The sequence below is a fragment of the Sphingobium sp. DN12 genome (assembly GCF_051058005.1).
GTDB lineage: Bacteria > Pseudomonadota > Alphaproteobacteria > Sphingomonadales > Sphingomonadaceae > Sphingobium > Sphingobium yanoikuyae.
The window spans coordinates 3,108,580-3,132,325 of sequence record NZ_CP173717.1 but is presented as its reverse complement, the minus strand read 5'-3'; the positions used below and the strand labels follow the sequence as shown (position 1 = coordinate 3,132,325).

The 23,746-nt window shown below is 67.2% G+C and carries 20 protein-coding genes; 14 read left to right on the top strand and 6 right to left on the bottom strand.

What is annotated here, in order from left to right; all coding sequences use genetic code 11:
* Nucleotides 1-9: 9 nt before the first annotated feature.
* Genes ACI6S0_RS14750 through ACI6S0_RS14735 form a run of 4 tightly spaced genes read left to right on the top strand, consistent with a single transcriptional unit; the run spans nt 10 to nt 5,961 of the window.
* The gene (locus ACI6S0_RS14750; RefSeq protein WP_434403528.1) at nt 10-903 is read left to right on the top strand and encodes a DUF58 domain-containing protein; all 894 of its coding nucleotides are present in this window, start codon (nt 10-12) and stop codon (nt 901-903) included.
* Nucleotides 900-2,063, top strand: coding sequence for a BatA domain-containing protein (locus ACI6S0_RS14745; protein ID WP_434403527.1), 1,164 nt, complete (start codon nt 900-902; stop codon nt 2,061-2,063). Before ACI6S0_RS14750 ends, ACI6S0_RS14745 begins: the two co-directional genes overlap by 4 nt.
* Nucleotides 2,060-4,159: a DUF4175 domain-containing protein gene (locus ACI6S0_RS14740; protein WP_434403526.1), complete on the top strand. Its 2,100-nt coding sequence runs from the start codon at nt 2,060-2,062 to the stop codon at nt 4,157-4,159. The genes ACI6S0_RS14745 and ACI6S0_RS14740 overlap by 4 nt, the downstream gene beginning before the upstream one ends.
* A complete protein-coding gene (locus ACI6S0_RS14735; protein ID WP_434403525.1) occupies nt 4,156-5,961 on the top strand; it encodes a carboxypeptidase regulatory-like domain-containing protein in 1,806 nt (601 codons plus the stop codon). Before ACI6S0_RS14740 ends, ACI6S0_RS14735 begins: the two co-directional genes overlap by 4 nt.
* Here the strand turns inward: ACI6S0_RS14735 and ACI6S0_RS14730 are convergent.
* Entirely contained in the window at nt 5,958-6,851 is an 894-nt protein-coding gene (locus ACI6S0_RS14730) for a LysR family transcriptional regulator (protein WP_434403524.1), read from the bottom strand. The genes ACI6S0_RS14735 and ACI6S0_RS14730 overlap by 4 nt on opposite strands.
* A gap of 203 nt (nt 6,852-7,054) precedes the next feature.
* Here ACI6S0_RS14730 and ACI6S0_RS14725 point away from each other — a divergent pair, with 203 nt between their 5' ends.
* The 5 genes from ACI6S0_RS14725 (at nt 7,055) to ACI6S0_RS14705 (ending at nt 13,637) form a co-directional block, all read left to right on the top strand.
* A complete protein-coding gene (locus ACI6S0_RS14725; protein ID WP_434403523.1) occupies nt 7,055-8,551 on the top strand; it encodes a CoA-acylating methylmalonate-semialdehyde dehydrogenase in 1,497 nt (498 codons plus the stop codon).
* Between the two features lie 125 nt (nt 8,552-8,676).
* Nucleotides 8,677-9,819: an acyl-CoA dehydrogenase family protein gene (locus tag ACI6S0_RS14720; RefSeq protein WP_434403522.1), complete on the top strand. Its 1,143-nt coding sequence runs from the start codon at nt 8,677-8,679 to the stop codon at nt 9,817-9,819.
* Nucleotides 9,820-9,830: 11 nt separating this feature from the next.
* Entirely contained in the window at nt 9,831-10,895 is a 1,065-nt protein-coding gene (locus tag ACI6S0_RS14715; RefSeq protein ID WP_434403520.1) for an enoyl-CoA hydratase/isomerase family protein, read from the top strand.
* Nucleotides 10,896-11,073: 178 nt separating this feature from the next.
* Complete coding sequence (mmsB, locus tag ACI6S0_RS14710) at nt 11,074-11,961, top strand: 3-hydroxyisobutyrate dehydrogenase (RefSeq protein ID WP_434403519.1); 888 nt, start codon at nt 11,074-11,076, stop codon at nt 11,959-11,961.
* A gap of 98 nt (nt 11,962-12,059) precedes the next feature.
* A complete protein-coding gene (locus tag ACI6S0_RS14705) occupies nt 12,060-13,637 on the top strand; it encodes a cytochrome P450 (protein WP_434405954.1) in 1,578 nt (525 codons plus the stop codon).
* A 38-nt stretch (nt 13,638-13,675) separates the two neighbouring features.
* Here the strand turns inward: ACI6S0_RS14705 and ACI6S0_RS14700 are convergent, their stop codons facing one another.
* From ACI6S0_RS14700 to ligK, 5 genes are all read right to left on the bottom strand, one after another.
* Nucleotides 13,676-14,308 carry a DUF4198 domain-containing protein gene (locus ACI6S0_RS14700; protein WP_434403518.1) on the bottom strand — a complete coding sequence of 211 codons (633 nt, stop codon included), beginning with the start codon at nt 14,306-14,308 and terminating at the stop codon, nt 13,676-13,678.
* Between the two features lie 11 nt (nt 14,309-14,319).
* On the bottom strand, nt 14,320-16,389 hold the full coding sequence (locus ACI6S0_RS14695) for a TonB-dependent siderophore receptor (protein ID WP_004208437.1): 2,070 nt from the start codon (nt 16,387-16,389) through the stop codon (nt 14,320-14,322).
* Between the two features lie 156 nt (nt 16,390-16,545).
* Complete coding sequence (locus tag ACI6S0_RS14690; protein WP_434403517.1) at nt 16,546-17,433, bottom strand: amidohydrolase family protein; 888 nt, start codon at nt 17,431-17,433, stop codon at nt 16,546-16,548.
* Entirely contained in the window at nt 17,430-18,494 is a 1,065-nt protein-coding gene (locus tag ACI6S0_RS14685) for a 4-oxalomesaconate tautomerase (protein ID WP_434403516.1), read from the bottom strand. Before ACI6S0_RS14685 ends, ACI6S0_RS14690 begins: the two co-directional genes overlap by 4 nt.
* On the bottom strand, nt 18,487-19,161 hold the full coding sequence (gene ligK / locus ACI6S0_RS14680; RefSeq protein WP_434403515.1) for a 4-carboxy-4-hydroxy-2-oxoadipate aldolase/oxaloacetate decarboxylase: 675 nt from the start codon (nt 19,159-19,161) through the stop codon (nt 18,487-18,489). The genes ACI6S0_RS14685 and ligK overlap by 8 nt, the downstream gene beginning before the upstream one ends.
* A 104-nt stretch (nt 19,162-19,265) precedes the next feature.
* Here ligK and ACI6S0_RS14675 point away from each other — a divergent pair, with 104 nt between their 5' ends.
* The 5 genes from ACI6S0_RS14675 to ACI6S0_RS14655 all read left to right on the top strand — a co-directional run bounded on the left by ACI6S0_RS14675 (nt 19,266) and on the right by ACI6S0_RS14655 (nt 23,734).
* Nucleotides 19,266-20,417 (top strand): LysR substrate-binding domain-containing protein, encoded by a 1,152-nt coding sequence (locus ACI6S0_RS14675; RefSeq protein WP_434403514.1) that lies wholly within the window; start codon nt 19,266-19,268, stop codon nt 20,415-20,417.
* Between the two features lie 64 nt (nt 20,418-20,481).
* The gene (locus tag ACI6S0_RS14670) at nt 20,482-21,378 is read left to right on the top strand and encodes a DUF1932 domain-containing protein (protein WP_434403513.1); all 897 of its coding nucleotides are present in this window, start codon (nt 20,482-20,484) and stop codon (nt 21,376-21,378) included.
* Entirely contained in the window at nt 21,375-22,397 is a 1,023-nt protein-coding gene (locus ACI6S0_RS14665; RefSeq protein WP_434403512.1) for an amidohydrolase family protein, read from the top strand. The genes ACI6S0_RS14670 and ACI6S0_RS14665 overlap by 4 nt, the downstream gene beginning before the upstream one ends.
* An 84-nt stretch (nt 22,398-22,481) precedes the next feature.
* Nucleotides 22,482-22,886 carry a protocatechuate 4,5-dioxygenase subunit alpha gene (gene ligA, locus ACI6S0_RS14660; RefSeq protein WP_004208430.1) on the top strand — a complete coding sequence of 135 codons (405 nt, stop codon included), beginning with the start codon at nt 22,482-22,484 and terminating at the stop codon, nt 22,884-22,886.
* Complete coding sequence (locus ACI6S0_RS14655; RefSeq protein WP_048937639.1) at nt 22,886-23,734, top strand: class III extradiol dioxygenase subunit beta; 849 nt, start codon at nt 22,886-22,888, stop codon at nt 23,732-23,734. The genes ligA and ACI6S0_RS14655 overlap by 1 nt, the downstream gene beginning before the upstream one ends.
* Nucleotides 23,735-23,746 lie beyond the last annotated feature (12 nt).

Genomic DNA, 23,746 nt, shown 5'->3' with positions numbered 1-23,746 from the left:
CGCGCAGCCATGGCCGATTTCATTCCCCCAGATGTGCGGAGCCGGCTCAAAAGCCTGCGCCTGCTCACGCGCCGGGCGGTGGGATCGCATGGCCTCGGCCTGCATCACAGCCACAGCCGGGGCGCGGGCCTCGAATTCGCGCAATATCGCGCCTATGAGCCGGGCGACGAGCTGCGCCAGATCGACTGGAAACTCTATGCCCGGTCGGACAAATTCTTTGTCCGGGAAGCTGAACGGGAAAGCCCGGTCGCGGTCTGGATCATGATGGATGCCAGCGCGTCGATGGGGCAGGCGGACGCGATCCGGTCCGATTATAGCCGGCTCGACGCGGCCAAGGGGATTGCCGCCAGCATCGCCGAACTGGCGATGCAGCAGGGCGATCGCTTCGGCTGGATGGCGCTGTCCGACGCCGGGCTGCGGCTGTTGCCGCCCGCCACCGGCCTGCGCCAGCGCGACCGGCTGCTGCTCGACATGCTGCCGCTGCGGGCCGAAGGCGGCTTTGCCGCCGAAGCGCAATTGGGGCCGGTCTGGGAACGGATCGGCGCGCATGATCTGGTGATCCTGCTCAGCGACTGTTTCGAGCCGGGCGCGATCGAGCTGGTCGAGAAATTGTCAGCCGCCGGGCGCGAGGTTCTGGTGATCGAGATGCTGACCGTGGGTGAGCGGGATTTCCCGTTCGACGGCGGTTATCGTTTTCGCGATCCGGAGACGGGCGAGGAACTGCTGGGCGACGGCGCCGCGCTGCGCGCCGAATTTCTGCGCCGCTTTGGTGAGGCGCGGGCGGAGCTGCATGCCCGGCTCGATGCGGTCGGCATCCGCCGCGCGACCCATGTGCTGGACGAGCCGATCGACCTGCCGCTGCGCCGCCTGTTCGGCGCCCATGACGCGGCCGAATATTCATGACGCCGGCCTTGCTGCTTCCCGCCGCGCTGGCCGGCCTGCTGGCGCTGCTGATCCCGCTCGCGATCCATATCGCCCGGCGCAGCGAGCAGTTGCCGACCGATTTCGCCGCGCTGCGCTGGCTGCGGCAGAAGCCCAAGCCCCGTTCCCGCCTGCGGTTCGACGAATGGCTGTTGCTCGTCCTGCGCCTCGCCCTGCTGGCGCTGGTCGTGCTGTGGCTCGCCCATCCGGTGCTGTTCGGCGCGGCGAGCAAGCAGGCTTATGTGGCGCTGACGCCCGGCCTCGATCCGGCGGTGGTGAACGACAAGGCACTGGCCGATGGCAGGGCGCATTGGCTGGCCCCCGGCTATCCCCGCGTCGAACCGGGCAAGCCGATCACGGCCGAGGCCATCCCGATCGGCAGTCTGGTGCGCCAACTCGACGCCGAGCTGCCGCAGGGCGCGCCGCTCACCATCATCGTGCCGCAGATCCTTCAGGGCGCCGATGCGGAGCGGCCGCGCCTGTCGCGCAAGGTCGACTGGCGCATCGTCCCCGGCGCGATGTCGGCGGGCAAGCCGGTGCCAGTGAAGCTGCCGTCGATCGCGATCCGCGCCGACGCGGGCCATGCTGCCGGAGTGCGGTATCTCAATGCCGCTGCACTTGCCTGGCAGCCGGCGGGCAAGCCGGCCGATGTCGACAGCGGCCCGCTCAACGCCCCATTGCCGCCGTCGGACAAGATCTTGTTCTGGATGAGCGCGGGCAGTCTGCCCGAAGCGCTGCAACGCTGGATCGCGCAGGGCGGGCAGGCGATCGTCGCCTCCAATGCGCTGCTGCCCCAAGGCACGACGTCCGCGCCCCTATGGCAGGATGATCTGGCCCGGCCGTTGGTGGAGGCGGTGCCGATCGGCAAGGGCCGGCTGCTCCGCTTCACCCGCCCATTGCAGCCGGCGCAGATGCCGCAATTGCTGGAGGCGGATTTCCCCATCCATCTGCGCGCGCTGATCCAGCCGCCGAGCATGGCGCCGCAGCGCGCCGATGCCGCCGCCTATGCGCCGCTGACTGGCGGACGCACCTATCTGCAACCGCCGGCCGAGCAGCGGCCCTGGCTGGCGCTGCTGATCGCGGCGCTGCTGCTGGTCGAACGCTGGTTCGCCACCAGCCGCAAACGGGCGATCGCGCCATGAGCGCCGACGCCTTGCTCTCCACCTGGCTGACGCCCAGCCGCCGGCGCGTGCGCATCGACACGCTGCTGCTCGGCCTGCCGATCCTGCTGCTGGCGGGCGCGCTGGTCTGGCGTTCCGCCGGACTGGTGCCGGCCGCCATCCTGCTGCTGCTCGGCGCTGGCCTGCTCGGCACCCTCGTCATCCGCCGCGCCCGGCGTTTCGATCAGGCCTGGCTGGTCCGCCGCCTCGACGCCAGCCGCGCCGATCTGGAGGATAGCAGCGCTCTGCTCTTCGCCGATCCGCAGGGCTTGGGGCCGCTGCAGCGGCTGCAACGATCCCGCCTTGACCAGCGGCTAGGGCAGGGCGTGCCGCAGGATCTGGCGCCGGACTGGTCGCGCCGCGCGATCTTGGCACTCTGGACCGTGGCCCTGCTCGGCATCGTGGCCCTGCTGTTCTGGCCGCGCGGCAGCGACAAACCCGTCGTGCTGGCTCCCGCCGCCGAAGGCATAGCCGCCAAGCCCGGTATCCCGCGTCTTGTCGCGCAGAATCTGCGCATCATCCCGCCCGCTTATACCGGCCTGCCGCTGCGCGACGAGGCGAAGCTCGACGCCCGCGCACCGCTCGGATCGCGGCTCGAATGGACCTTCCGCTTCGATCCGCAGGCAAGCGCGCCGGCGTTGCTGCCGCTGGGCGGCGCCGCCGTGGCGCTGCGCCGTGACGGCGATCACTGGATCGCCAGCCGCACGCTCGACGCCTCCTTCCTCTACCGGGTAGACCCTGCATCGGGGCGCGGCCCCTTGCCGCCGCTGCACCGGATCGACGGCGTCGCCGATGCGCCGCCGCAGGTGAAGCTGATTGCGCCCGCCGCCAGCCTCAACATGGTGACTCCCGGCCAGCGCAGCTGGACGCCGGTCTTCGCCGCGACCGACGATTATGGCGTCGCCGCCACCGCCCGGCTGCGCATCACCCTGGCGATTGGCGAGGGCGAGAATATCCGCTTCACCGAGCGCGAGATCGCGGTGTCCGGCACCGGCCCGGCGCGCGACCGCCGCTTTGCCCCGCGCCTCGATTTCGGCGCGCTCGGCTTTTCGGCCGGCGGCGACATGGTGGTGCAGATCATCGTGCGCGACAATCGCGCGCCGTCGCCACAGGAGGTGCGCGGCCCCAGCGTGATCCTGCGCTGGCCCGCGGCCAAGGCGCCGGAAAGCGGCGGCCTGCAGGGCATGGTCAACACCACTTTGCCGGCCTATTTCCGCAGCCAGCGCCAGATCATCATCGATGCCGAGGCGCTCTTGAAGCGCAAGCGCAGCCTGTCGGCCGACAAATATCTGTCGCAATCAAACGGCATCGGTAATGACCAGAAAATCCTGCGCGGCCGCTACAGCCAGTTCCTGGGCGGCGAGAGCGAAGGCGAACCCAGCCTGCCGACCGCCGATGCGGATGGCCATGGCGAGGGTGACGGCCATGATCATGGCCCGCCGGTCGCGGCGCCCAATGTGTTTGGCGAGAAGGAGGATGTGCTGGCGGAATTTGGCCATCCGCACGATGAATCCCCCGCCTCCAGCCTGGACCCGGAAACCCGCGCGATCCTGAAACAGGCGGTCGATGAAATGTGGCAGTCGGAAATGCAGTTGAAGCAGGGCCGGCCGGACCTGGCCTTGCCCTTCGCCTACAAGGCGCTGCGCTTTATCAAGGAAGTGCAGCAGGCGACCCGCATCTTCCTGTCGCGCGTCGGCCCGGAACTGCCGCCGATCGATCCCGCCCGGCGCATGACCGGCAAGCGCGAGGGGATTGCCGGCCATTTCGAGCCGCTGGTCGCGGTCGAGGGCGATGACGGTCCGGCCGCCGCTGCTTGGCGCGGGCTGGCGCAGGGATCGGTGCCGCTCGACGCGCTGGAGGGCTGGGCCCGCACCAATGCAGCGCGCCTGCCCGATCCGCTGGCGTTGCGCGGTGCGATCGACGCGGCGCGACGCGATCCGGCCTGCGCCGCCTGTCGCGACAAGCTGCGTGCGCAATTGTGGATGGCGATGGAGCGGCCACAGGGCGGCGTGGCGCGACGGCGCCCGGCCGATGCCGCTGGCATCCGCTATCTCGGCGCGATCGGGGGACGGCCATGAATGCGCAACTCATCACCGCGCTGCTCCTCGGCGCGGCCATGCTGGTCGGCTGGGCCAGGCTGCTGCTGTGGCAGCGTTCGGCCGCCGATTTGGGCGCACGGCCCTGGCGTCTCGCGACGCTGCTGCTGCTCCAGCCGGTCGTCGCGCTGCTCCTCTATTTCGGCCTGTTCCCACCCGCGCTGCCGGTGGCAGGCGGCACGCTCACCGTCGCGACCCAGGGCAGTTCGCGCTTCGCATCGGCGGGCAAGGGCGGGCATCTGGTCGCGCTCCCCGAAGCGTCGGCTGTGACCGATGCCGAAGCGGCGCCGGATCTGGCGACCGCGCTGCGCCGCTATCCCGACACGCGCCGCCTGATCATCCTGGGGCAGGGGCTCGTCGCCCGCGACCGCGATGTCGCACGGGGACTGGCGATCGATTACACGCCGCCACCGGCCCGTCCTGGCCTGATCGCGCTAGCCCGGCCCGACAGGGTTGCGCCGGGCGCAACCTTCGTCGTGGGTGGACAGGTGGCGGGCCTCTCCAAGGCGCAGGTCGAACTGCTCGATCCCGCCGGTCGCGTCACCGATGCCGCCCCTGTGGATGGTGCGGGCCGCTTCAGCCTGACCGGCACCGCGCGCGCCGCCGGCACCGCCGAATTCACCCTGCGTCTGCGCCGTGCCGATGGCGGGCTGGTCGAACAGACGGTGGTGCCCCTGCGGATCGAGGGCGATGCCGCGCCGCGCCTGCTGATCCTCGCCGGTGCGCCGGGGCCGGAGGTCAAATATCTGCGCCGCTGGGCGACCGATGCCGGCTATGCCGTCACCGTCAATATGAGCGCGGGCGGCGGCATTGCGCTGGGCGACGCACCGGTCGCGATCAACGCCGCCAGCCTGCGCCGCTATGACCTGCTGGTCGCCGACGATCGCGCCTGGTCCGGCCTGGGTGGCGGACGCGGCGCGGTGCTGGAGGCGGTGCGCGGCGGCATGGGCCTGATCCTGCGCGGCAGCGGCCCGGCTGACGGCGCGCTGCGCGGCCAGTGGCGCGCGCTGGGTTTCGATCTGTCCGGCGGCAATGGCGTCGCGCCGATCGCCCTGCCGGCGCCGCTGGCCGCCGATCGCGCCCGCACCCGTGCAGGCATCGGCAGCGCCGACATCCCTGCGGACCTCAATATCGGCGACGACCTCCTGCCCGAAGCGACCCGCATGGACGGCGTCCCGGCCGGCCGCGACGCGGTGCCACTGGTGCAGGACGCCGGCGGCACGCCGCTCGCCGCCTGGCGCGCGCTTGGCGCGGGCCGGGTCGCGGTCTGGACCGGCCTCGACAGTTTCGGCCTGGTGCTGAGCGGCCGGGGCGATCTTTACGGCGAGTGGTGGGGGCGGATGATGGCCGCCGTCGTGCGCCCGGCACCGGGGTCTGTTCCCGCCTTCACCGGCCCGGCCTGGGTTGGCGAGCGGATCAGCTTGTGCGGCCTGAAGCCGGGCGCCCATATCGATGGCGCGCCCTTGGCGATCGATCCCGCGACCGGCGATTGCGCCGCCTGGTGGCCCGATCGGGCGGGATGGCATCAGTTGCGCCGGGCGGATGGCGCATTCGCCGCCTTCTACATCTATCCCGCCAATGCCCTGCCGGCCTTGCGCATCGCGCAGATGCATCAGGCCATGGCCCTGCTGCAGGGCGCCGATAAAAAGAGCGACGTCATGATTGGCGGACGATCCGTTCCCGGTCCGTCCTGGCCCTGGCTTCTCGGATGGCTGATCGCCAGCGCCCTGCTCTGGTGGTTCGAGCGGTCCCGGATCGGCCGCGCGGCGGCCCCGCAGTCCTAACCCACGCCCAGCATCATCGGTCGCAACCGCTCGCTGGTCGCGACCAGCCAGCCGACAAACTGGTCGATCCGGGCAATGCCGCGCAGGTCGCGGGGCACCACCAGCCAGAAGCTGCGCTGGATATCGACCGCCTCGGGCAGCACGCGGACCAGCCCCGGCATGGCGTCGCCGATGAAGCAGGGCAATATGCCGCAGCCCGCACCGCTGGCGATGATCTCCGCCTGGGCATTGATGCTGCTCGACCGGATCGCCGGTTCCAGCCGGGCGTCGACTTCCGCCAGATAGCGCAGTTCGGGCGCATAGATCTGATCGGGGACATAGCCGACCAGCACATGGCGCAGCAGGTCGCCCTTGGCCTTCAACGGCGGTGCACCCTCCAGATAAGCGGGTGTGGCATAAAGCCCCAGATGATAGTCGGTCAGCTTGCGGGTGATCAGCGGGCCGGTCTTGGGCCGGGCCAGCATCACCGCGATGTCCGCCTCGCGCCGGGAGGGGTTGAGGAAGCCGCTCGACGCCACCAGGTCGATCTCGATTCGGGGATGATCGGCGGTGAAGCTGCGCAGATGCGGCGCGATCACCCGGCTGCCAAAGCCTTCCGACGCGCTCAGCCGGATCGTCCCGGCCATCTGCGCGCCCGCCGCGCTGCCGCTCCGCTGCACGCCCAGCGCCGCCGCCTCCATCCGTTCGGCCTGTTCCAGCAAGCGGGTGCCATGGTCGGTCAGCACATGGCCGGCCGGCGTATGCTCGAACAGGCGTTGCTCCAGCGCCTGCTCCAGCCGCTTGATCCGCCGCGAGATGGTGGTGGCGTCCATCCTGGTCATCGCCGCCGCCGCACTCAGCCGCTCGGTACGTGCCACCGCCAGGAACAGGCGCAGGTCGTCCCAGTTCATCGATGCGGCATTTTTGCAGGGTGGATATGCATATCCGTCAGCTTGCCTGCATTTCTGATATCCTGCAAGGCGGGGTGAAAGCATCGTGCGGAAAAGTGGGAACCGGTTTTCCGCTTCAAACGATGCGACAAAAGAATTTGGAGCACGCGACTTGCGTCAGGGTGATCGCAGCGTGCTCCAAAGCATATTGGAGAGGATGAGCCATGCGTATCATCGATCATGTCATCAGCGGTCATTCGGCAGGTGATGGCGGCCGCACCAGCGACGTCTTCGACCCCAATAATGGCACCGTGCAGGCGCAGCTGCGCCTCGGCACCCAGGCCGATCTTGACGCTGCCATGGCCGCCGCGCTTGCCGCCCAGCCGGCCTGGGCCGCGACCAATCCGCAGCGCCGCGCCCGCGTCATGTTCGCGTTCAAGACGCTGGTCGAACAGAATATGGACGAACTCGCCCATCTGCTCAGTTCCGAACATGGCAAGGTGATCGCCGATTCAAAGGGCGATATCCAGCGCGGCCTTGAGGTGATCGAATTCGCCTGTGGCATCCCTCATGTGCTCAAGGGCGAATATACCCAGGGCGCCGGCCCCGGCATCGACGTCTATTCGATGCGCCAACCGCTGGGCGTGGTAGCCGGCATCACCCCGTTCAACTTCCCGGCGATGATCCCGATGTGGATGTTCGGCGTCGCCATCGCCTGCGGCAATGCCTTCATCCTCAAGCCCAGCGAGCGCGACCCCAGCGTCCCCGTGCGCCTCGCCGAACTGATGCGGGAGGCCGGCCTGCCCGACGGCGTGCTACAGGTCGTCCATGGCGACAAGGAAATGGTCGATGCGATCCTCGATCATCCGGAAATCCGGGCGGTCAGCTTCGTCGGCTCGTCCGACATTGCCCATTATGTCTATCGCCGCGGCGTCGAGGCGGGCAAGCGCGTCCAGGCGATGGGCGGCGCCAAGAATCATGGCATCGTCATGCCCGACGCCGATCTCGACCAGGTGGTGAATGACCTTGCCGGCGCAGCCTTCGGCTCGGCCGGCGAGCGCTGCATGGCGCTGCCGGTAGTGGTGCCGGTGGGCGAGGCGACGGCGATCGCGTTGCGCGAGAAGCTGATCCCGGCGATCGACGCGCTGCGGGTCGGCGTCTCGACCGATGCTGACGCCCATTATGGCCCGGTCGTCACCGCCGCGCACAAGGCGAAGATCGAGAGTTATATCCAGATGGGCGTCGATGAAGGCGCCGAACTGGTGGTCGACGGGCGCGGCTTCACGCTGCAGGGCCATGAACAGGGCTTCTTCGTCGGCCCGACTTTGTTCGACCGGGTGACGCCGCAGATGCGCAGCTATCAGGAGGAGATTTTCGGCCCCGTGCTCCAGATGGTGCGCGCCGAAAGCTTCGAGGATGCGCTGCGCCTGCCGAGCGACCATCAATATGGCAATGGCGTCGCCATCTTCACCCGCAACGGCCATGCCGCGCGCGAATTTGCCGCGCGGGTCAATGTCGGCATGGTCGGCATCAACGTGCCGATCCCGGTGCCGGTCGCCTATCACAGCTTCGGCGGCTGGAAGCGCAGCGCCTTTGGCGACACCAACCAGCACGGCATGGAAGGGGTGAAGTTCTTCACCAAGGTGAAGACCGTCACCCAGCGCTGGCCGGACGGCGGCGCCACCGGCGACAGCGCCTTCGTCATCCCGACCATGGGGTGAGAGGAGCGGGGAGGCGATGATGCCTCCCCGGACAGGACGCGGCAGGTTGACGCTGCATATCCCCTTCGCGCTAATGGGTGCCGGAGCAAGTCCGGCATGACGCCAATAAGGAAAAGACAAACCCCATGACCCAGTTCGACCTCACCGACGAGCAGCGCGCCGTGCAGGAACTGGCGCAGCGCTTCACCGCCGATGCGATCACGCCCCATGCGGCCAGGTGGGACGAGGATCATCATTTCCCCCGCGACACCATCCGCCAGGCCGCCGAACTGGGCTTTGGCGCTATCTATGTGTCGGAAGAGAGCGGCGGCATCGGTCTTGGTCGGCTTGAATCCGCGCTCATCATGGAAGCGATGGCCTATGGCTGCCCCTCCACCTCGGCCTTTATCTCGATCCACAATATGGCGGCCTGGATGATCGACCGCTTCGGCGACGATACGGTGAAGCAGCGCTATCTCCCCGCGCTCGTCACCTGCGAGACGATCGCCTCCTACTGCCTGACCGAACCCTCCGCCGGTTCCGATGCGGCGTCGCTGCGCACCCGCGCGGTGCGGGACGGCGACCATTATGTCGTCACCGGTTCCAAGGCGTTCATTTCGGGCGGCGGCGAAAATGACATCTATGTCGTCATGGTTCGCACCGGCGAGGATGGCCCCAAGGGCATCAGCTGCCTGGTGATCGAGAAGGACATGGAAGGCGTCAGCTTCGGCGCGCAGGAGCGCAAGCTCGGCTGGCATTCGCAGCCCACCGCCCAGGTCAATTTCGACGGCGTCCGCGTGCCGGTCGCCAACCGGGTCGGGGCAGAGGGGCAGGGCTTTGCCATCGCCATGGCCGGGCTCGACGGCGGCCGTCTCAATATCGGTGCCTGCTCGCTCGGCGGTGCCCAGCGCGCGCTGGACGAGGCGGTCGGCTACACCCGCGAACGGCGCCAGTTCGACCGCGCGATCGCCGATTTCCAGAATACCCAGTTCACCCTGGCCGATATGGAGACCGAGCTTCAGGCCGCGCGCGCGCTGCTCTATCTCGCCGCCGCCAAGGTGAGCGAAGGCGCACCCGACAAGACCAAATTCGCCGCCATGGCCAAGCGCTTTGCAACTGACACCGGATCGGCCGTGGCCGACCGCGCGCTGCAACTGCATGGCGGCTATGGCTATCTGATGGACTATCCGGTCGAGCGCATCTGGCGCGACCTGCGGGTCCACCGCATCCTGGAGGGCACGAACGAGATCATGCGCATGATCACCGCCCGCGAATTGCTGAAGGCCTGAAGGGGGTGACCATGACCGAGGATGTGCTGATTGCGGTGGAGGGCGGCGTCGGCCGTCTGCGGTTGAACCGGCCCAAGGCGATCCATGCGCTGACCCGCGCCATGTGCGCGACCATGACCGACGCGCTGCTGGCCTGGCAGGATGATCCGGCGATCCGTGCGGTGATGATCGATCATGCCGAAGGGCGCGGCTTCTGCGCCGGCGGCGACATCCGCCTGATCGCGGAGAGCGCGGCGGGCGACAATCTCGCCGCGCGCGATTTCTTCGCGACCGAATATCGCCTGAACCATCTGCTCTTCACCTATGGGAAGCCGGTGATCGCCTTCATGGACGGCATCACCATGGGTGGCGGCGTCGGCATCGCCCAGCCGGCGCGCTATCGCGTCGCGACCGAACGCACCGTCTATGCCATGCCGGAAACCGGCATCGGCCTGTTCCCCGATGTCGGCGGCGGCTGGTATCTCTCGCGCTTGCCGGGCCGGTCGGGCCGCTATCTCGCCGTCACCGGCGCGCGGATCGACGGGGCGGACGCGATCGCGCTCGGCCTTGCCACCGACTATCTGCCGAGCGACCGGCTGGAAGAGGCGAAGGCCGCGATCATCGCCGACCCCTCCGATATCGGCGCCGTGCTGGCGCGCTTTGCCGCTACGCCGCCCGACAGCCATTTCGCCGCCCGCCTGCCGGACATTGACCGGCTGTTCGCCAGCGACCGGCTGGAGGATATCTATGCCGCGCTGCGCGCCGATGGATCGGACTGGGCGCAGGCGCAGCTCGCGGCGCTCGACACCAAGTCGCCCCAGACGATGAAGGTCGCGCTGCGGCAACTGGCGCAGGCCAGCCGCCTGACCCGCTTCGTCGACAATATGGCGATGGAATATGATCTCGCCTGCCGCATCATCGCCCGGCCCGACATTGTCGAAGGGGTGCGCGCGCTGATCGTCGACAAGGATAATCAGCCGCGCTGGAATCCGCCGACGGTGGAGGCGGTGACCGACCAGCTGGTCGACGCGATCTTCGCGCCGCTGCCGGACGGCGAGCGCTGGACCCCGCTGCCCCAGGCAGCGGTCGACGCCTGAGAGTGTATTTGGAAATGCGCCGTTGGCGCATCCGCACCGGCCCGCACCCCCACCCGACCGCCCAGACATGGTACCCTGATGGGTGGTCGGGTGGGGGTGCGGGCCGGTGCCGCATCGAAAATGCGCTCTTCCGCGCATTTTCCAGACAGGTTCTGACATATAAAAGGAGAGGACGGACATGAGCAGCATCGGCTTCATCGGCCTTGGCAATATGGGCGGCGGTATGGCCGCCAATCTGGTGAAGGCGGGCCATGTTGTCACCGCCTTCGACCTGTCCGAAGCCGCGCTGGCCCGCGCCGAGGCGGCCGGTTGCACCCGCGCCGCGTCTGCCGCGGAAGCGGTTAAAGATGTCAACATCGTCGTCACCATGCTGCCCGCCGGCAAGCATGTCCGCGCCGTCTATGGCGAGCAATTGCTGGGTGCGGTCGGGCCGGACACGCTGCTGATCGACTGTTCGACCATCGACGTCGCCTCCGCCCGCGCCGTCATCGAACAGGCGGACCAGCATGGCCTCGCCATGGTCGATGCGCCGGTCTCGGGTGGCATCGCGGCGGCCAATGGCGGTACGCTGACTTTCATGGTCGGTGGCGAGGATGCCGCCTTCGCCCGCGCCGAACCGATCTTGCAGGCGATGGGCAAGGCGGTGATCCATGCCGGCGCGGCGGGTGCGGGGCAGGCGGCTAAGATCGTCAACAACATGCTGCTGGGCGCCACCATGGTCGCCACCTGCGAGGCCTTCGCCCTCGCCGAAAAACTGGGTCTCGATCTCCAGACCTTCTTCGACATCTCGTCCAAGGCGTCGGGGCAGAGCTGGTCGATGACCAGCTATTGCCCGGTGCCCGGCGTCGGCCCCGAAACGCCAGCCGACCGCGACTATGAAGGGGGCTTCGCCAATGCGCTGATGCTCAAGGATCTGAAGCTCGCGGTGGAGGCCGCCCATGGGGTCGACGCCAGCGTGCCGATGGGCGCGGCGGCTGAATCACTCTACCAGGCGCTCGTCAACACGGGCGCCGGGGGCAAGGATTTCTCGTCCATGATCCGCTTCCTCCAGGGCGCGACGGCCTGACATCGCCGACTTGACCGCAACCACATATGATCTACTGTGTATCATATGTGGTTGCGCGATCGCTCCTGCGCGCGTGACGGCAGCATGGGAGAGAGATGATGGTGGCACTGGAGGCGCGCGACTATTTCACCGATCGCGGCATATTGCAGGATCCCTACGCCTTTTTCGAGGCCGTCCGGGCACATGGCCCGGTCTATCAGCCGCCGGGGCGCGACTATCTGATTGTCACGGGCTTTGAGGAAACGCTCGAAGTCCTCGCCAATGCCCAGGATTTTTCCGCCGTCAACGCGCTGCAGGGGGCGGCGGCGCCCTTGCCCTTCGTGCCGCAGGGCAGCGACATCAGCGCGCAGCTTGAGGCGCATCGTCCCGATTTTCCTGGTGGCACGATGCTGGTCGGGCTGGACGACATGCCCCACACCATGCTGCGCGGGCTGGTCAACCGGCTGTTTACCCCGTCCCGCCTGAAGGCGAATGAGCGTTTCATATCGGACTATTCGGACCATCTGGTGCGCCGGGCGGTGGCGCGGGGGCGGACCGAACTGATCCGGGACATCGCCACCCCCTTCGTCACGCTGGTGATCGCCGACCTGCTGGGCGTGCCGGCGGAGGATCGCCAGCGCTTCATGGACGTGATCGATGCGGCGCCACCGCCCGGCAGCCTGGACGCGGCGGACAATGACTATGCGGGGGAGGGGCATCCGCTGATCGTCATGGGTTCCTATTTTGCCGCCTATGTCGAGGATCGGCGGCGTCATCCGCGCGAGGATATATTGACCGAACTGGCGCTGGCCAAATATGCCGACGGGACCACGCCCAGCGTGGCGGAGATCGTCAACCTCGCCACCTTCCTGTTCGGCGCCGGGCAGGACACCAGCGCCAAGCTGCTGGGCAACGCCATGCGCCATATTGTCGATCAGCCGGGCCTTCAGGACCAGCTGCGCGCCGATCCGGCGCTGATCCCGGCCTTGATCGAGGAAGTGCTGCGGATCGAGGGATCGAGCAAGCAGACAGCGCGGGTCGCGCGGCGCGATACCCGGATCGGCGATCGGCTGGTGCCGGCGGGCACCTGTATATTGCTGGCGCTGGCGGCGGCCAATCGCGATCCTGCGCGCTGGGACGCGCCGGCAGAGTTGCAACTGGATCGCCCCCGCATCCGCGAGCATGTCGCCTTCGGCCGGGGCAAGCATGTCTGCGCCGGTGCGCCGCTCGCCCGTGTCGAGGTGCGGATCATTCTGGAGAAGTTTCTGGAGCAGAGCAGCGCGATCGAACTCGACCCGGCCCGCCATGGCGCGCCCGGTGCCCGCGACCTGCATTTCGAGCCGAGCTTCATCATTCGCGGGCTGGCCGACCTGCACCTGACCCTGACGCCATCGGCCGCCGCATTGGCCGATCGGGGTGAGGCGGGCAGCTTCCCCGTTGCGGGGCAGGCGCCGCAAGTGCAGGTGGAACCACAGGATGAAATGCTGTCGACCGCTCGCACGAAGATCGGCGTGCTGCTGGCCGATCCGCAGGCGCGCAGCCTGCTCGATCGCTATTTTCCCGGCGTGGCGGATGACCAGCGCATTGCGATGGCGAGGGGCATGACGCTCCGCGCGATCCAGCCCTTTGCCCCGTCGCAGTTCACCGATGCGGCGCTCGACGCGCTGGACGCGGAACTGGCGGCGCTCGCCGCATGAGGCGGCGGCGCGGGTCGATGGCCCGCGCCGCTTCGGTCTCAGTTATTGACGAAGGTCAGCGTGGCGATGTTGTAGAGTGTCGCCACCTTGGCGCCGCGCAGGCTGAGGTCGCCCTTTTCCTCCTGCGTCGCGGTCAGGATGTAGCGGCCCTTTTCCCTGATCGGCAGGGTCACGCGGCCCTGGGCGTCGGTGACGAAGCCCTTCGACCATTTGTCGGGCGAGATCGCGGTTACCTTGACCCCGGCGAGCGGCTTGCCGTCGCGGACCAGCGTGAAGCTGCTGGCGCCCGCAGCGGTCGGCACGATTTCCAGCGGCATACCGGCCTTGGCCTCGCTGCGGCCGGCGCGCGCATAATAGATCACGCCTTCCTTCTTGCCTTCCTCGCCCCAGGGATCGAACACGCTGTCGTCGATCACGCGCACGTCGCCGGCGGGCACGGCGACCTCGATATAGCCGGCCTTGCGCACCTGCGCGGCGGAGGATGCGGGCACCAGCTTGGGCGCCTTCAGCTTCTCGAACTCGGGATCGCCACCCTCGGGCAGCGGGTCGCCCGGTTCGCCCAGATAGATGCGCGCCGGGCCGGCGCCGTCACGCTCGACCCACACTTCATGCGCCTGCGCCATTGCGGGCAGGCAGGCGATCGCCAGCAGCGCACTAGTCCATTTCAGCATAGTCTCTCTCCTCAGAAACGGAAGCCGACCGTGCCCATGACGTTGCGCGGCGCGCCCATGAAGCAGTCGCCACGCGCCAGGCAGGACGCGTAGAATTTCTTGTTGAGCAGGTTGGTCGCATTGAGCGCGAAGCGCCAGTCCTGCCAGGTGATTTCCGCCAGCGCGTCGACGGTGGTGCGCGACGGCGTGACGATCGACCAGATCGCGCTGGTCGACACGCTCTTGCCGCTATAGACGACGCCGCCGCCCAGGCGCAGCTGCGCCTCGTCTGCCAGGCCGAAGGTCTTGGTGGACCAGAGCGATGCGGTGTGGCGCGGCATATAGTCGAGGCTGGTGTTGGTTTCCGACTTCAGCTTCGAATAGCCATAATTGGCCAGCAGTTCGAAATTGCCGGGCAGGGTGTGGCTCGCCTCGATCTCGAAGCCCTTGGTATTGAGCACGCCCGACTGTTCGGTGCCGCCCGCCGCGAGGTAGAGGACGCGGTTGCGCTCCTTGATCTTGAACACGGTGGCGGTGACCAGGGTGCTGGGGGCGGGCTGCCACTTCACGCCGGCTTCATATTGGGTGCCGGTCTGCGGCTTGTAGGCATCGCCATAGCTGCCATCGCCATTGTCGATCCGGCCGGCGACCGGCAGGAAGCTTTCGGTGTAGCTGAAGAAGGGCGAGATGCCGGCGCCGATTTCGCCGATGATGCCGGCGCGGAAGGTGGTGGCATTGTCCTTCTGGCCCGAAGAACCGGTCACGCGATCGCGGCGGGCGCCCAGCACGACCGATACCCGGTCGTAGAAGCGGATCTGGTCCTGGACATAGACGCCCAGCTGCTTCTGGCTGTCGCTGGTGAACGGACCGGTCGGATCATAGGTCGCCAGCGCATCATAATCGATGTCGTAAAGGTCGACCAGTTCATAGCCGCCGGCATAACGCTTGGACACCTTGTTCCAGCTATAGTCGATGCCGACCAGCAGTTTGTGCTCGATATTGGCGCCGGTGTTGAAATTGAACTGGACGTTGTTGTCGGTCGAAAAGACGTTCATCCGCGCGTCGCTGGCATCGGCCGTCAGCGCGATGGTGCGCCCGTCGGTGCCATAGACCGAGAAGGGATCCTGCGGGTTGGTATAGCTGTCGGCATAATGGGTGTTATATTCCAGGTCGCTGTCAATATAGCGCGCCTTGAGGCTGAGCTTCACATTGTCGGAGAAGCGGTGGGTGATCGAGCCGCCACCCTGCAGCGACCGGCCATCATAGCGATCCCAGCCGGCCTTGCCGACGAAGGTGTAGCGATCCAGCTGCTCGCCCGCGACATTGTTGGGCATGAAGGTGCCGACGATCGGCAGGAACTGCGACGTCGAACCGGTATCATCTTCCTGATAGAGGCCGGTCAGCACGATGTCGGTATCCGGGGTCGGCTGCCAGCGGATCGAGGGCGCGAACATCACGCGGTCGTCGGGGACATGGTCGACATAGGTGTCGGCGTCGCGGACGCGGCCGACGAAGCGCACCGCCAGATTGTCGGCGAGCGCGACATTGACGTCGCCCATCGCTTCCTTGCGGTCATAGCTGCCATAGACGAGGTTGAGTTCGCCGCGCGTGGTGAAATCGGGCGTCTTGCTGACCAGGTTGACCAGGCCGCCGATCGACCCCTGGCCGAACAGCACCGATGCCGGGCCGCGCAGGATTTCCACGCGCGAGAAATTATAGGGGTCCGACGTGATCGACGCATAATAGCTGAAGATGTCGCGCATGCCGTCGCGGAACTGCAGCGCGTCCAGGCCACGCACGTTGAAGCCGTCGACACGGGTATCGCGGCCATAGGGGTTGGCCAGCACGCCGGCGGCATATTTCACCGTGTCGCTGATGCTGATCGCACCCTGCGACAGATATTGTTCGGACGTGATGACCTTGATCGGCTGGGGCAGTTCGACCAGCGCCGTGTCGGTCTTCGACCCGGTGGTCGCGGCGGTGACGACGATGCTGTCTTCGTCAGTGCGGGGGGCGTCCGCAGCGGCCGCCTCTGCCGACCAGGCGGTGCCATGGCACAGCGCTATCAGGGCCGCGCCGCTCAATGCGATGAACTTCTTCATATGGGATCCCCCGTGACTCGTTTATGGGGCGCCCATAGCGATATTGATATTCGTTCGCAATTCTGTTGACTTGCATTTGCGAAAGGCATGACGCGCAAATGCAACCGGCCGCCCCAGACGGAGCGGCCGTGCGCTGGTTGGAAACCGGCAGTGGCCTTATAATTCCTCGGGCCAGTAGAGCCGCATGGGGTTGTCGATCAGCAGCTTGCGCTGCAATTCCACCGTCGGGGCGATGCGCGGGATCATGTCGACCAGATGGCCGTCGTCGGGGATCGCATCCTGCATGTTCGGGTGCGGCCAGTCGGTGCCCCACAGCACGCGGTCCTGATAGTCGGCGACCAGCGGCGCGACCGCATCGGCAAAGGCGTTCCACGGATCACCTGTCGGATCGAGCCGGTCGGGGCAGGTCGCCTTGAACCAGATGTCGTCACGGCTGTCGAGGAAGGCGCGGAACGCCTTCATGTCGGCGCCGTCCGGCCCCTGGGTCACGTCCGGGCGGCCCATATGGTCGATCACCAGCGGCACCGGGATCGCGTCCATGAAGGGGCGCAGTTCTTCGAGGATGTCGGCCTCGAAATAGATGACGACATGCCAGCCCTTGGGCAGGCGCTTGGCCACTTCCAGAAACTTGTCCTTGGGCGCGTCATCGACCAGGCGCTTGAGGAAATTGAAGCGGATGCCGCGCATTCCGCCCTCATGCAGGGCGGCGAGATCGGCCTCCGAAATGGCCGGATCGACCACGGCGACGCCGCGCGCCTGCCCGTTCGACCTGGCGATGGCATCCAGCGTCGCGGCATTGTCTGTGCCGTGGCAGCTTGCCTGGACGATGACGTTGCGGGCGAAGCCCAGATGATCGCGCAGCGCGAACAGCATGTCCGGGCCGGCATCCTCGGGCAGATATTTCGCCTTCGCGCTGAAGGGGAATTGCGCCATCGGGCCGAACACATGGCAATGGGCGTCGATCGCGCCGGCCGGCGGCGTGTAGCGCGGTTTGGACGGATTGCCGTGCCAGCTGATGATGCGGCCAGGTTCGGGGGCGGTCATGCGAAAATCTCTCCATCCATCAGCTTGCGCGCGGTGCGCAGCATGGCGGCGCTGATCACCGCGCCACTCTCGTCCAGTTCCATCACGCAGGTCGTCTCGCCGGTGGGATGCTCGACCGAGAGTGTCTTGCGGTTGCCCGAAGATATCGAGGCGACTTCGGCTGCGGGCGATCCCTCGATCAGGCAGGCGGTGGCGACGCTGACCGCGCCGAGCACGCCGATCGAGGCATGGGCGCGATGCGGGATGAAGCTGCGCACCGTGACCGCGCCGCCATCGCGGGGCGGGGCGACCAGCATCATCTTGGGCACCGACTTTTCCTTGACGTCGCCCAGGTTCATCCGTTCGCCGACAGCCAATCGGATCGCCTCGATCCGGGCCTTGAGCGCCACGTCCTTGTCCAGCGTGTCGCGGTCCTCATAGCCGGTGATGCCGACATCCTGCGCCTTCATGACGACGCAGGGCATGCCATTGTCGATCAGGGTGACGCGCACGCCCTCCACCTCGTCAAAGGCGTTGCCGGTCGGCAGCAGCGCGCCGCAGGAGGAGCCGGCGGTATCGCGAAATTCCAGCGGGATCGGCGCGGCGCTGCCGGGCACGCCGTCGATCTTGGCCTCGCCATCATAGCGGACCTTGCCGCCGGGCGTCTGCACCGTGGCGATCGCGATCTGGCCGGTATTTTCCATGAAGATGGCGACGCGGGTCTCGCCGTCCTGCGCGGCGACAAGGCCACGCTCGATCGCGAAGGGGCCGATGCCGGCGAGGATATTGCCGCAATTCTGCGCATCGCTGACGATCGCCTGATCGACGAAGACCTGGAGGAAGAGATAGTCGACATCGACGCCCTCCCGGTCGGATTTCCTGACGACCGCGACCTTGCTGGTCAGCGGATCGGCGCCGCCCATGCCATCGATCTGGCGCGGATCGGGCGACCCCATGACCCGCAGCAGGAAGGCGTCGCGCGCGGCGCTGTCGGCAGGCAGGTCTTCCGAAAGGAAATAGCCGCCCTTGGACGTGCCGCCCCGCATCCACATGACGCGGGCGCTGGTCTGGACGTCAGACATATTTCAGGCCCATTTCCTGCAGGCGTGGGCGCATATTATAGATGTCGAGGCCCAGTTCGCCGGCGGCCAGGCGGACGCGCTTGGCTTCCTCGGCGGCTTCGCGGGCCTGCGCCTTTTCCAGCACGGCGGCGGCGTCAGCGCGCGGCACGATGCACACGCCATCATCGTCGGCGATGATCACGTCGCCCGGATTGACCAGCGCATTGGCGCACACGACCGGGATATTGACCGATCCCAGCGTGCCCTTGATCGTGCCCTGGGCATGGATCGCCTTGGACCAGACCGGGAAGTTCATCTGCTTGAGGTCGCGCACGTCGCGGACGCCCGCGTCGATGATGAGGCCGCGGCAGCCGCGTGCCTGGGCGGAGGTGGCGAGCAGGTCGCCGAAATAGCCGTCGGTGCAGGGGCTGGTCGGGGCGAGCAGCAATATGTCGCCTTCCTTCAGCTGTTCGATCGCGACATGGACCATCCAGTTGTCGCCCGGCGGGGCGGAGATCGTCACCGCGCTGCCGGCGATGCGGGCGCCCGGATAGATGGGGCGCATATAGGGGGCGAGCAGGCCCTTGCGGCCCTGCGCTTCGTGGACGGTGGCGACGCCCGCCTTGGCGAGGCCATCGATGACGGCGAGGTCCGCCCGTTCGATATTCTGGACGACAATGCCGGACATCAAGCCTTCTCCTAGCGCATAAGTTGACAGCGATGTGGACAGGTGCAGCGCGATGCTCAAATCCGAACTGGAACCAGTGCATAAATTTTTGCTAAGTGTTGGACATGAACCCCGACCAGTTCAATATCCGTCATCTCGCCGCGATGGCGGCCGTGGTGGAGCTTGGCAGCGTCAGCCTGGCGGCGCGCGCAGTCAACCTGACCCAGCCGGCGGTGACCCAGGGGATCGCCAAGCTGGAGGCGCAACTGGGCCTGCCGCTGTTCGCGCGCCAGCCCGGCGGCATGGTCGCGCTGGAGCCGGCGGAGCGGCTGAAACCCCGGATCGATGCGGCGCTGCGGCTGATTGGCAGCAACCGCGTGACGGCGGCGCAGGTGCGCGCCTTCGTCGCCCTGGCGCGCGGCGGGAGCTATGCGGCGGCGGCGGTGGCGACCGGCGTGGCCGAACCCTCGCTGCATCGGGCGGTCGGCGATCTGGGGCTGGCGCTGGGACAAAGGCTGGTCGACCGGCGCGGGCGCGGCGTGATGCTGACCAGGGCGGGGACGGTGCTGGCGCAGCGGCTGCGGCTGGCGCTGGCGGAATTGCGGCAGGGGCTGGAGGATCTGGCCGACCTGCGCGGGCAGGAGGGCGGGCGCATCCTGGTCGGCGCGATGCCGCTGTCGCGCGCGCGCCTGATCCCCGATGCGATCGCCCGGTTCCGCACCGATTTCCCGCTGGTCGACATCAGCGTGCATGAAGGATCGCATGCCGAACTGGTCGGCCCGCTGCGCGATGGCGAAATCGATATGATGGTCGGTGCGCTGCGCGATCCCGCCATGGCGCTGGACCTGGCGCAGCGGCCCCTGTTCGAGGATCGACCGACCATCCTGGCGCGGCGCGGCCATGCGCTGGCGGCGGGCTGGGACGCCGATGCGCTGCGCCGCTATCCCTGGATATTGCCGCCGGAGGGCACGCCGCTGCGCCAATTGTGGCAGGCGATGTTCGCGGCGCTCGGCGGGGATCTGCCGGCGGTGCCGATCGAATGCGGATCGGTGATGACGATCCGGCAATTGCTGGTCGGCGGCGAGTATCTGACCTTGCTGTCGCACGATCAGCTGGCGCTGGAGCTGGAGGCGGGGCTGCTGATCGATATCGGCCCGGCACCCGGTGCGATCAGCCGGACCATCGGCCTCACGACGCGGGCCGACTGGCGCCCGACCCGGTTGCAGCAGCAATTCATGGCCGCGATCGATCAGGCTGCGGCACATATGAATTCGTAAAATCTTATACTGGTCCAGCGGATTCGATTGGCGGCATCAGACATGATCCGTCATCCAACCCGCCATGGAGCAGGAAATCGGTCTGATCGGATTTGGCGAGGCAGGGGCCACCTTTGCGATGGCGGGGGACTGGATCGACGCGGCCCGCGTCTATGATATCCAGACGGATGCCGGCGCCACCCGCGATGCGATGCTGGCGCGCTGTGCCAGGGCCGGCGTCCGGGCCGTGCCGACGCTGGCCGATGCCGTCGCGCCCGTCACCTTCATCCTGTCGCTCGTCACCGCCGACCAGGCGCTGGCGGTGGCGCAGGCTGCCGCCGCTCATATCGCGCCCGGCGCCCTCTATTGCGATCTCAACAGCGTCGCGCCGCAAACCAAGCAGGCGGCAGCCCGCGCGATCGAGGCGGCCGGTGGCCATTATGTCGATGTCGCCGTCATGGCGCCGGTCGATCCGGCCCGGCTGAACGTGCCGCTGCTGGTCAGCGGCGCTCATGCCGACGCGGCGCGGGCAGGGCTGGCCCGGCTGGGCTTCACCAATATCCGCGTCGTCGGGGAGGCCGTCGGCCGGGCGTCGGCGATCAAGATGATCCGGTCGGTGATGGTCAAGGGGCTGGAAGCGCTGACCGCCGAATGCATGCTGGCGGCCGATGCGGCGGGCGTGCTGGACGAGGTGATTGGATCGCTCGACGCCAGCGAGAAGCCGCGCCCCTGGGATATCCGGGCCGACTATAATCTCGACCGCATGATGGTCCACGGGCTGCGCCGCGCAGCCGAGATGGCGGAGGTGGTCAAAACGCTCGACGGCTTTGGCACTGGTTCCGCGATGACGCGCGGCACGGTCGAGCGCCAGCAGGCGATCGGCACGCTGGGCCTCAAGGCACCGCCCGCAGGGCTGGGCGCCAAGATCGACAGCATCATCCAAGCAAGAGCAGAACAGACAGGAAAGGCCGACGCGGCATGACCATGATTATCGACTGCCACGGCCATTATACCGTGCTGCCCAAGGGGCATGACGCCTGGCGCGAGGAGCAGAAGGCGGCGTTCAAGGCGGGCGTGCCTGCCCCCGCCTATCCCGACATCAGCGACGCCGAAATCCGCGAGACGATCGAGGCGAACCAGCTGCGCCTGATCAAGGAACGCGGCGCCGACCTCACCATCTTCTCGCCGCGCGCTTCCGCCATGGCCCCCCATGTCGGCGACGCGGCGGTGGCGAAGGAATGGGCGATGCGCTGCAACGACCTGATCGCGCGCGTCGTCGGCCTGTTCCCCGAAACCTTCGTCGGCGTGTGCATGCTGCCCCAGTCGCCCAAGGCGGACATGGCGAACAGCATTGCCGAGCTGGAACGCTGCATCGACATGGGTTTCATCGGTTGCAACCTCAATCCCGATCCGGGCGGCGGTCATTTCCAGCATCCGCCGCTGACGGACACGTATTGGTATCCCTTCTACGAAAAGATGGTCGAGCTGGACGTGCCGGCGATGATCCATGTGTCGGGCAGCTGCAATCCGGCGATGCACGCGACCGGCGGCTATTATATCGCGGCCGACACCATCGCCTTCATGCAGTTGCTGGAAGGCGACCTGTTCAGGGACTTCCCGACGCTCAAGTTCATCATCCCGCATGGCGGCGGCGCGGTGCCCTATCATTGGGGCCGCTATCGCGGTCTGGCCGACATGCTGAAGAAGCCCGACCTGTCGACCCATCTGATGAACAACATCTTCTTCGACACCTGTGTCTATCATCAGCCCGGCGTCGACCTGCTGGCCGACGTGATCGACAACAAGAATATCCTGTTCGGGTCGGAAATGGTCGGCGCGGTGCGCGGCATCGATCCCACCACCGGCCATTATTTCGACGATACCAAGCGCTATGTCGATGCGCTGGACATCAGCGAGGGCGAGCGTGCCGCGATCTTCGAGGGCAATGCCCGCCGGGTCTTCCCCCGGCTCGACGCGCAATTGAAGGCGCGCGGCCTGTAACCCTATCCCCGCGGAGGGGCGCGTTCATCCCCCGGTCCTTTGTTGGAAGGAAGGGCCGGGGGATGGATGCCAAGAGAGGATGAGATGAGCATCGATATCCACGAATATCTCGCCGAGTTCGACGATATCCCCGGCACCCGCGTCTATACCGCGGCGCGGGCGCGTCAGGGCTATTGGATGAACCAGTTTGCGATGAGCCTGATGAAGGCGGAAAACCGCGTCCGCTGGCTGGCCGGCGAGCGCGCCTATATCGACGAATGGCCGATGACCGAGGCGCAGAAACAGGCGATCCTGGACCGCGACTATAATCGTTGCCTGGACCTGGGCGGGAACATCTATTTCCTCGCCAAGGTGTTCTCGACCGACGGCCTCAGCTTCCTGCAGGCGGTCGGCACCATGACCGGGATGAGCCCGGAAGATTATCAGGCGATGATGATCGCCGGCGGCCGCTCGCCTCAGGGCGTCCGCTCCATCAAGGAGAAACGCTGATGGCCCGCATCACTGCCGGCGTCGCCACCAGCCATGTGCCCGCCATCGGCGCTGCCATGGATCTGGGCAAGACCGCCGAGCCTTACTGGCAGCCTTTGTTCGCCGGCTATGACTGGTCGCGGCAATGGATCGCGCAGGAAAAGCCCGATGTCGTGATCCTGGTCTATAATGACCATGCCTCCGCCTTCGACATGAAGATCATCCCGACCTTCGCGATCGGCTGTGGGGAACGCTACAAGCCGGCCGACGAGGGCTGGGGGCCGCGCCCGGTGCCCGACGTAATCGGCGAGCCAGACCTGGCCTGGCACATCGCCCAGAGCCTGATCCTCGACGAATTCGACATGACCATCATCAACGAAATGGATGTCGACCATGGCCTGACCGTGCCGTTGAGCCTGATGTTCGGCCAGCCCGACGCCTGGCCGTGCCGGGTGATCCCGGTGGCGGTCAATGTCGTCACCTATCCGCCGCCGTCGGGCAATCGCTGCTGGCGGCTGGGCGAGGCGATCGCCCGCGCGGTCGACAGCTTCCCCGAGGATCTCAACGTCCAGATCTGGGGCACGGGCGGCATGAGCCACCAGCTTCAGGGGCCGCGCGCCGGCCTCATCAATGCCGAGTGGGACAATCGTTTCCTCGACCTGATGAGCCAGAGCGACGATGGCGAGGCGCTGCGCGCGATCGAGCATATCGAATATCTGCGCGAGACCGGGTCCGAAGGGATCGAGATGGTCATGTGGCTGATCATGCGCGGGGCGCTGGGCGACAAGGTCCGGCCGCTGCACCGCCATTATCATGTTCCCGCTTCCAACACCGCAGTCGGGCACCTGGTGCTCGAACCCGCCCGCTAACCTGTCCTAGGA

Coding starts and splice junctions, on each gene's coding strand:
- ACI6S0_RS14750 (WP_434403528.1), top strand. CDS start 10: ATGGCCGATTTCATTCCCCCAGATGTGCGGAGCCGGCTCAAAAGCCTG.
- ACI6S0_RS14745 (WP_434403527.1), top strand. CDS start 900: ATGACGCCGGCCTTGCTGCTTCCCGCCGCGCTGGCCGGCCTGCTGGCG.
- ACI6S0_RS14740 (WP_434403526.1), top strand. CDS start 2,060: ATGAGCGCCGACGCCTTGCTCTCCACCTGGCTGACGCCCAGCCGCCGG.
- ACI6S0_RS14735 (WP_434403525.1), top strand. CDS start 4,156: ATGAATGCGCAACTCATCACCGCGCTGCTCCTCGGCGCGGCCATGCTG.
- ACI6S0_RS14730 (WP_434403524.1), bottom strand. CDS start 6,851: ATGAACTGGGACGACCTGCGCCTGTTCCTGGCGGTGGCACGTACCGAG.
- ACI6S0_RS14725 (WP_434403523.1), top strand. CDS start 7,055: ATGCGTATCATCGATCATGTCATCAGCGGTCATTCGGCAGGTGATGGC.
- ACI6S0_RS14720 (WP_434403522.1), top strand. CDS start 8,677: ATGACCCAGTTCGACCTCACCGACGAGCAGCGCGCCGTGCAGGAACTG.
- ACI6S0_RS14715 (WP_434403520.1), top strand. CDS start 9,831: ATGACCGAGGATGTGCTGATTGCGGTGGAGGGCGGCGTCGGCCGTCTG.
- mmsB (WP_434403519.1), top strand. CDS start 11,074: ATGAGCAGCATCGGCTTCATCGGCCTTGGCAATATGGGCGGCGGTATG.
- ACI6S0_RS14705 (WP_434405954.1), top strand. CDS start 12,060: ATGGTGGCACTGGAGGCGCGCGACTATTTCACCGATCGCGGCATATTG.
- ACI6S0_RS14700 (WP_434403518.1), bottom strand. CDS start 14,308: ATGCTGAAATGGACTAGTGCGCTGCTGGCGATCGCCTGCCTGCCCGCA.
- ACI6S0_RS14695 (WP_004208437.1), bottom strand. CDS start 16,389: ATGAAGAAGTTCATCGCATTGAGCGGCGCGGCCCTGATAGCGCTGTGC.
- ACI6S0_RS14690 (WP_434403517.1), bottom strand. CDS start 17,433: ATGACCGCCCCCGAACCTGGCCGCATCATCAGCTGGCACGGCAATCCG.
- ACI6S0_RS14685 (WP_434403516.1), bottom strand. CDS start 18,494: ATGTCTGACGTCCAGACCAGCGCCCGCGTCATGTGGATGCGGGGCGGC.
- ligK (WP_434403515.1), bottom strand. CDS start 19,161: ATGTCCGGCATTGTCGTCCAGAATATCGAACGGGCGGACCTCGCCGTC.
- ACI6S0_RS14675 (WP_434403514.1), top strand. CDS start 19,266: ATGAACCCCGACCAGTTCAATATCCGTCATCTCGCCGCGATGGCGGCC.
- ACI6S0_RS14670 (WP_434403513.1), top strand. CDS start 20,482: ATGGAGCAGGAAATCGGTCTGATCGGATTTGGCGAGGCAGGGGCCACC.
- ACI6S0_RS14665 (WP_434403512.1), top strand. CDS start 21,375: ATGACCATGATTATCGACTGCCACGGCCATTATACCGTGCTGCCCAAG.
- ligA (WP_004208430.1), top strand. CDS start 22,482: ATGAGCATCGATATCCACGAATATCTCGCCGAGTTCGACGATATCCCC.
- ACI6S0_RS14655 (WP_048937639.1), top strand. CDS start 22,886: ATGGCCCGCATCACTGCCGGCGTCGCCACCAGCCATGTGCCCGCCATC.